Origin of the sequence: Microcystis sp. M113S1, assembly GCF_020246945.1 — a bacterium.
Lineage (GTDB): Bacteria > Cyanobacteriota > Cyanobacteriia > Cyanobacteriales > Microcystaceae > Microcystis.
Genome location: NZ_JADBSA010000016.1, coordinates 1 through 7,667, shown reverse-complemented (window position 1 = coordinate 7,667; position 7,667 = coordinate 1). Strand labels below are relative to the sequence as shown.

The 7,667-nt window shown below is 43.1% G+C and carries 8 protein-coding genes; 7 read left to right on the top strand and 1 reads right to left on the bottom strand.

What is annotated here, in order from left to right; genetic code table 11:
* Positions 1–265 precede the first annotated feature (265 nt).
* The 5 genes from IM319_RS01025 (at position 266) to IM319_RS01005 (ending at position 1,751) form a co-directional block, all read left to right on the top strand.
* A complete protein-coding gene (locus IM319_RS01025) occupies positions 266–388 on the top strand; it encodes a hypothetical protein (RefSeq protein WP_287687491.1) in 123 nt (40 codons plus the stop codon).
* Positions 389–446: 58 nt separating this feature from the next.
* A complete protein-coding gene (locus IM319_RS01020; RefSeq protein ID WP_287687489.1) occupies positions 447–662 on the top strand; it encodes a Fic/DOC family N-terminal domain-containing protein in 216 nt (71 codons plus the stop codon).
* A 171-nt stretch (positions 663–833) separates the two neighbouring features.
* Complete coding sequence (locus IM319_RS01015; RefSeq protein WP_287687488.1) at positions 834–1,202, top strand: ribbon-helix-helix domain-containing protein; 369 nt, start codon at positions 834–836, stop codon at positions 1,200–1,202.
* Positions 1,199–1,618: a putative toxin-antitoxin system toxin component, PIN family gene (locus IM319_RS01010; protein ID WP_002803328.1), complete on the top strand. Its 420-nt coding sequence runs from the start codon at positions 1,199–1,201 to the stop codon at positions 1,616–1,618. Before IM319_RS01015 ends, IM319_RS01010 begins: the two co-directional genes overlap by 4 nt.
* Positions 1,611–1,751: a hypothetical protein gene (locus IM319_RS01005; RefSeq protein ID WP_287687487.1), complete on the top strand. Its 141-nt coding sequence runs from the start codon at positions 1,611–1,613 to the stop codon at positions 1,749–1,751. Before IM319_RS01010 ends, IM319_RS01005 begins: the two co-directional genes overlap by 8 nt.
* A gap of 65 nt (positions 1,752–1,816) precedes the next feature.
* Here IM319_RS01005 and IM319_RS01000 read toward each other — a convergent pair whose 3' ends face one another.
* Complete coding sequence (locus IM319_RS01000) at positions 1,817–2,584, bottom strand: ABC transporter ATP-binding protein (RefSeq protein WP_287676301.1); 768 nt, start codon at positions 2,582–2,584, stop codon at positions 1,817–1,819.
* Between the two features lie 271 nt (positions 2,585–2,855).
* Between IM319_RS01000 and IM319_RS00995 the strand changes: the two genes are divergently transcribed.
* Together IM319_RS00995 and IM319_RS00990 are read left to right on the top strand one after the other, a co-directional pair.
* Positions 2,856–3,932: an AI-2E family transporter gene (locus tag IM319_RS00995; protein WP_287687485.1), complete on the top strand. Its 1,077-nt coding sequence runs from the start codon at positions 2,856–2,858 to the stop codon at positions 3,930–3,932.
* Positions 3,933–4,875: 943 nt separating this feature from the next.
* Positions 4,876–7,667, top strand: a 2,792-nt coding sequence (locus IM319_RS00990) for a Calx-beta domain-containing protein (RefSeq protein WP_287734291.1), incomplete at its 3' end; no start/stop codon positions are given.

Genomic DNA, 7,667 nt, shown 5'->3' with positions numbered 1-7,667 from the left:
TTTGCCTCAAGCCCTATCTGCGTAAGGATTTCAGGAGTTTGTGACCAGTAGTCCATTAGTATTATATGGCTTTAACTCAGGCTCTCTAAGACTTTTAGCCATAGCTAGTATATTCATACGGTGGAAGTTCAGTTATACCTTCTCAACCCGGTTTTTCAGGCTATTTTTTTCTCTCTTATCTTCCCTCAAAAACCCTATATATATGGGCGCACGGATTCCCATTATATATAAAGTCTAAAGCAAGTCTCGCCATTTGTCAAGGGTTTTGGGAAAATCTCCCCACTTCCGCACTTCCCAAGAGGTGACGGAAATTGCCAGTAAGTTTGCAGGGGTAGAAAGGCTAAAGGAAGCGATCGAGCAATTACAATTATTGTTATATTCAGCTTAATCTTATTTTACTAAACAGCCAAAAACTAAAATAAGATTCCCCACTGTTAGTTCTTATTATGCGTTCGGGTCAATTTATCAAACAAGTTGAAGGTTACACTGCTTTCATTCCTGCTGCTTTACCGCCAAATCCGCCGATAAACAGGGATTCTGAGCTTAGACGCTTGCTTTCTGATGCAGACAGAGCTTTAGGTCGTCTTGATGGCGTAATTTCGATGTACGTTCGTCAAGAAGCGGTTTTGAGTTCTCAGATTGAGGGAATACAAAGCAGTTGAGAAGATGGTTCTTCTAAGAAGTATGAAAGATTGTCTTTGACCACTTTAAATACCTGATAAAATGTCGTTGGGAATCAAGGTCAGATTAAGGTTTCTGCTATATCAATTATTGAAATCATCTATTTATCTGACTATTCAAGCTTTATCTAACCTTCAAACTATTTGGTAATTATGATACAAATTACGTTAACTCCTGAACAAGAACAGTTTTTAGAAAGACAACTGAAAACTGGTAAATATAACACCCATCAAGAGGTTATTTCTAAAGCATTTCAGCTATTAGAAGAACAAGAGTATGAAATTATATTACCTGATTATGTTAAAGGGACAGAATCCGCAAAAGCCTTATTAAAAGAAAAGATTAGGAAGTATCGAAAAGAACGGGAACAAAATAAGGATAAACCGATTGATCCTGAAAAAGTAAGGTTAGCAGAAGAATTTAAGCGTTTATGCCAAGAAACCCAAGCTTTACACGCTGATAATCCGTTAACCGATGAAGAAATTGCGGCGGAAATTGAAGCTTATCGGAGAGGAGAATGAGAGTTATTATTGATACAAATATCCTTATTTCTGCGGCGGTTGCTGATGGAAAACCAGAAAAGGTGATTAATTTTATTATTAGTCATGCTGATTATGATTGGATAGTATCACAGGAAATTTTAGATGAGTATAGAGAAGTTTTACAGCGAAAGAAGTTAAAACTACGTGATACCAAGAAAGCAGAATGGTTAACTTTAATTGAAAATAGCACAAAGTTAATAGAAGTTAATGTTAATGTTGACTTTACAAGGGATCCGAAAGATGCTAAGTTTATCGCTTTAGCAAGGGTTAGTGAGGCGGATTTTTTGATTACTGGTGATCGGGATTTTGAGGAGATGATAGAATTAGAGCAAACGGTTATTATTTTGGTTTCTTTGTTTTATGATTTGTTTACAGGTGAGGGTGAATATGAGTAAAAATTGGGATTTAGAACAAGAAATCGTCACTTATCTTGATAACCTACAAGGCAAAATCAACGAGGTGAAACAACTCAGAGAAAAAGCCATCCAAGAATTAGACGCACTGCTTCCCAGTATCCTAGATAACTGACGACCGGCTCCCCAAAACGAAAACTTCGTACCTCACCATGAAGATAGCTGCTATATCTAAAATCCTTATTCATCCCCTAAATAAGCTTCAATCACCGCAGGATTGCTCCTAACTGTGGCTGGCTCTCCCAAAGCGATTAACTTACCGAAATCTAACACGGCCATGCGATCGCATAATCCCATCACTAAAGGCACATGATGTTCGATTAACAGGACAGTTAAAGCTAAATTATCACGAATTTGTCGAATTAGCTGACTTAATGACCCCTTTTCGCTGGGATTCATCCCGGCTGCCGGTTCATCGAGGAGTAATAACTGGGGTTGCAAAGCTAAGGCGCGGGCAATTTCCAAGCGTCTTTGATCACCATAGGCTAAATTACAGGCTTTCCGATTGCTTTGGTCGGTTAATCCGACTAAATCTAATAATTCCTCTGCTCTTTTGTAGGTTTTTTCCTCCTCCCTTCTCGAAACTGGTAAACCCAAAATTCCCGTCCAGAGATTGGAGCTATTGTGAATGTTACCAGCGATCGCTACATTTTCTAAAGCCGATAATTCACCAAATAAGCGCAAATTCTGGAAAGTACGGGCAATTCCTGCCTGAGCGATCTGGTGAGGACGATAATTCGCCAGACTGTACCCTTGATAAATTAAATCACCACTCGATAGGGGAATTAAACCGGTGATCAGATTAAATAAAGTCGTTTTTCCCGCCCCATTGGGTCCAATTAAGCCAAAAATCTCGTTTTTTTGTACCTGAAAGGAAACTCCATCGACAGCGACTAATCCCCCAAATCGACGGGTGGCTCCCCGCACTTCTAATAAATTTGCCGGCATCCTTGTTAACAGATTAAATTAGTCGATTTTACTCCCTCAAGACTATTTAAAGCAAGCATTGCAACGACCCAAAAAATATTTGTCAGGAGATTTACCCTAAAAGAATCAGTTTTAAAGATTTATTGGGCAATTATTTTGATTAGGAAATACTTTACACAATCCCCACGAGATAAGCAAGACGGATCACCACTACTAGCAAATCACTACCGATAACTAAAAACTGCCATAATTGCAGAAATGTCCTCATCTAGCCAAAAGGCGATTGCTATTGATGAAAAATGACGCTAAAATTATCGATCTCGTCATCCGGCTGTTTTTTCTCGGCCTGTTGTTATTTGCTGGGTTCACCCTGCTGCGTCCCTTCCTAACCATGATCCTCTGGGGAGCAATTCTAGCGATCGCTTGGTATCCCCTCTTTCTCTGGTTAAAAAAGTTACTCGCTGGCCGGGCTAAACTGGCCACAGTTCTGCTCACCCTACTTTCTCTAGGGATTATTATCGGTCCGGTGAGTGGCATTGCAGCGGTTCTGGCGGGTAATCTGCGAACGCTGGCCGAATATATCGATACTGGTGCGGTGCTGATTCCCCCTCCCCCCACCGATGTGGCCACCTGGCCGCTGATCGGCGAAAGGATTGCCAGTCTCTGGCAGCAGGCATCAGATAATACGGGTCAATTTCTTCAACGCTTCGAGCCACAATTAAAAGAACTGGGGAAAATCTCCCTTTCTCTGGCCACCAGTACTGGTCTGACGGTGCTGAAATTTATCGTCTCGATTCTGATTGCGGCGGCACTGACCCTCTCGGCTAAAAATCTGACTCACCTGATGAACCGGTTAGCGGAAAAGATCGCCCCAGGTCGAGGAATCGCGCTGGCCAGTCTTACCGCCTCCACCGTCCGCAATGTTAGCCGCGGTATTATTGGCGTTGCCATTATCCAGAGTCTTTTGATCGGCATCGGTTTAGTAGCGGTGGGAACACCTGCGGCCGGTTTATTAACTCTCCTCACCCTAATTTTGGGCATTCTCCAAATTGGCCCCAGTTTGATTGTCTTGGGGGCGCTCATTCACGCTTGGGTAACACTACCCAATTCCATCGCCCTATTATTTACCCTCTGGATGATTCCCGCCACCTTGGTGGATAATTTCCTCAAACCCATCTTAATGGGGCGCGGCCTGCCCATTCCCATGGTGGTGATTCTGCTAGGGGTGTTCGGGGGAGTGATCGCCTACGGGATTATCGGTTTGTTCGTCGGGCCGGTTCTGCTCGGTCTCTGCTACGAGTTAGTTAGGGCTTGGATTGGCGAGGATAGCCCCGCACCAGTGGTAAATAGCCATGATCAGTCAATCTAAAGGCCGATAGAGCTAATTTTTACCTTAATCTTTCTAGGGAACTTGGGAAAAAAAGATTAATTTAGCCACGGTTTCGGTTAAGCAGATTGAGGTAAAAGTAGGCTCATCTAAAGGGAAGATTTCTTCAGTTGGTGATAACAAGCAATCAAACCGCAGAAACCAGACTGAAGTGAGGAGAAGGTTTAATTTAAGCAATAGGTAGTAATTTGAATGTGGTGGTTGTTTTATTGTAATAATATCGAGGTGTATATTGGGCTGATAATTAATCAAAAATAAGGGAAATTACTGATTTATATCGCCAATTCATCAATCAGTCAAAGAAACATGAAAAAGCTTGCAATTTTTTGAATAAAAAACTATTTTTATCCCCAAACATTACCCATTTATCGTCTCTGACAAACCTGATATATTATTAGTGTTTATTATTTGTACAAGTCTTGCTAGATAAAGCTTTGAAGACTATTTTTTGAAAAATTATCCCTATTCTTCTCCCTTCCACACAGAAACGATAAGAGCCGATTTATCCACTTAATGATCCTTTCTATAATTAGGCCACAGTTTTTGAAAAATAGTCTTAGTATTTCCTCTGTTGATTGAGAAACCCTGACCTGGTAAGCTAAGACGCATTTACGCAACGCATTTTAACCGCGTCTCAACCAGCAATTTAAGCAATTTAAATGCACGGGCAGCTTAATACCTCTAGGTTTTTTAATTCTCAATAATACTGTTCTTATTGCGGTGACTAATCAGGCTCTTGGATAAATTAATTTAAGAAAAAATTTATTTATTTGTTAAATGTCTATATTATGATCATAAGTAGATGAGAAATTTATCCTTAAGGCAGAAAGGTTGAGCTTGTCTTTTTCCCTAACCATAAACAGAAAGAATTAACAAACTTAAGTAATTGACCGATTAATTTTCGGACAATTAGGGAGGCAAAATCATGAAGACAACACAAGTAAGTTCCAATTCATTGCGTATAGATGTGCCGTCCTTAAAGGATGCTTTGGGTTTTGAGCAATCCTTCCCAATCACAGCTGATTTAACAGGTTCTGGGGATTTAAGTGTATCGAGGGAAACCCCAGTGCAAGCTGGACAGAGTGCGGCTGGAAACACAGTTGCTCTAGTAATAAAAAGTAATAATATTCAAGGCTTGTTGCCGAGCCTGGAGGAATTAGGATTTCAGGGTATCGAGACAAACTCGACAGATAACCAAATCAAAGATTTTCTTCCCATTCAAAGAATATCTGGGTTAGCAGACCTACACTCGCCATCTCGGCATCAAGTGAGTGTAACGGAGACGGGAAACCGTGGGCTGTGGGAAATGCTAAAGTCATCCCAGGGAGGGGTAATTTTGCCGAAGGCTTCTCTTTTCCTAGACCCCAATCCCAGTCGTTTTCGGGTTTCATTACCGAGCAACTTCCTTACATCAACAGGACAAGTTGATTTTCCTAAAAGCAATACTGTTATCAATGTTAATTACACAGGGTTTACTCCCGTGGCTCAAACGGCCTTTCAGTTTGCTGTAGATATTTGGGAGAGTTTACTGGATTCTTCGGTGCCGATTAATGTTAATGCTTCCTTTGCTAATTTAGGTTCTGGTATTCTGGGGCAAGCCGGGCCAGAGAGCTTCTTCAGGAATTTTTCAGCTGCCCCTCAAACAAATACCTGGTATCCCGTTGCACTAGCAAATTCCTTGGCAGGACAAGATTTAGACCCAGCAGCAAGTGATATTGGATCCCAGTTTAACAGTAACTTTAACTGGTATTACGGGTTAGACAATAACGTACCAACGAACCAGATTAGTTTCGTCAGTGTTGTTCTGCATGAACTAGGCCATGGTTTAGGTTTCTTGGGTTTGATGAACAATCAATCTGGCGTAGGCTCATGGGGATTCGGCACTGGTTCTCCAGGAATCTATGATCGTTTTACCGAAAATGGTTCTGGACAAAGTTTGTTGAATACGTCCCTATTTCCCAATCCTTCTACTGCTTTGGGCAGTCAGCTTACCAGCAACAACATTTTCTTTGACGGGTCTAATGCCAATGCTGCTAATGGCGGAAACCGAGTCAAGCTCTACGCACCAAGCACTTGGAGTGGTGGTTCAAGTTACTCTCACCTGGATGAAGTATTTAACAATACTCCCAACGCCCTCATGACCTATTCTATTGGCTTTGGGGAAAGTATTCTTAACCCTGGCCCTGTGACCTTAGGTTTGTTTAAAGATATGGGATGGAAATTAGCGGGGCCTAGCACAAAATCAATCTCGATCGCCAAAACCACAGACGGCAAGGAAGCAGGTCCAGTGAGCAGTGTCTTTACCCTCACCCGCACCGGCGACCTCTCCAGTGCCTTAACCGTTAACTACACCTTGGCGGGGACAGCCACTCCAGGTGTTGACTACACCAACCCTGGAGCCGGCAAAGCCACCTTTTTGGCAGGTTCCTCCAAAGCCACCATCACTCTGCCCACCAAAGATGACCTCTTGAGTGATCCCAACGAAACCATCATCACCAAAATTACCGCCCCCGCCGGCTACACTATCAGTGGAGCTGACACGGCTACGGCCACCATTCTTGACAATGACAGTACAGGTAATACATTTACTAATTCTGATCCTATCTCGATTGATGATGAGAGTATTGGCGGAACAAATCCTTATCCTTCTAGCATCAGCGTATCTGGGTTAAGCGGCAACATCAGTAACTTAAAAGTCACCCTCAACAATGTTAGTCATACCTGGATTGGAGATGTAGATATCCTTTTAGTCGGCCCCACTGGTTCCAAATCAATCCTAATGTCCGATATTGGAGAAGAAGTGCCGGTTAGCGGGGTCAACTTAACCTTTGATGCCAGTGCCGCAACTCTGATTGACGACTCCAATGTAACTATCAGTGGTTCTTATAAACCTAACGATATTGATAGTGGTGATGGTGATGTTTTTGACTCCCCAGCCCCTGTCGGACCTTATGTCGCAGACCTATCTGTTTTCAAGAATACCAGTGGGAATGGCACCTGGAGTTTGTATGCCTTTGACGACTATCAGTTTGTTGATGTTGGTGAAATTGCTGATGGTTGGTCACTCACGATTGATACTGCTTCGACGAAAACAATCTCGATCGCCAAAACCACAGACGGCAAGGAAGCAGGTTCAGTGAGCAGTGTCTTTACCCTCACCCGCACCGGCGACCTCTCCAGTGCCTTAACCGTCAACTACACCTTGGCGGGGACAGCCACTCCAAGTGTTGACTACACCAACCCTGGAGCCGGCAAAGCCACCTTTTTGGCAGGTTCCTCCAAAGCCACCATCACTCTGCCCACCAAAGATGACCTCTTTAGTGACCCCGGCGAAACCATCATCACCACAATTACCGCCCCCGTCGGCTACACTATTAGTGGACCTAACAACGCTACGTCCACCATTCTTGACAATGATGGTAACTCGGGCAATAACAACTTGGTCGGGACAAGCTTTGCCGATGCCCTAGCTGGAGTGGGAGGTAATGACACCCTTAGCGGTTTAGGAGGTAATGACACCCTCGATGGCGGGGCCAATAACGACACTTACCTCTTCGACACGGATCTGGTCTTGAATAGCGATCTCCTAATTGATGCCTCTGGAATCGATACCCTCGACTTTGCGGCGACTACAACTAAAACCATCAACCTCAATCTCGGCAGTACCGTCGCCCAAACCGTCACCGCCGGAAATCTCACTCTCACCCTAGCTAGTGC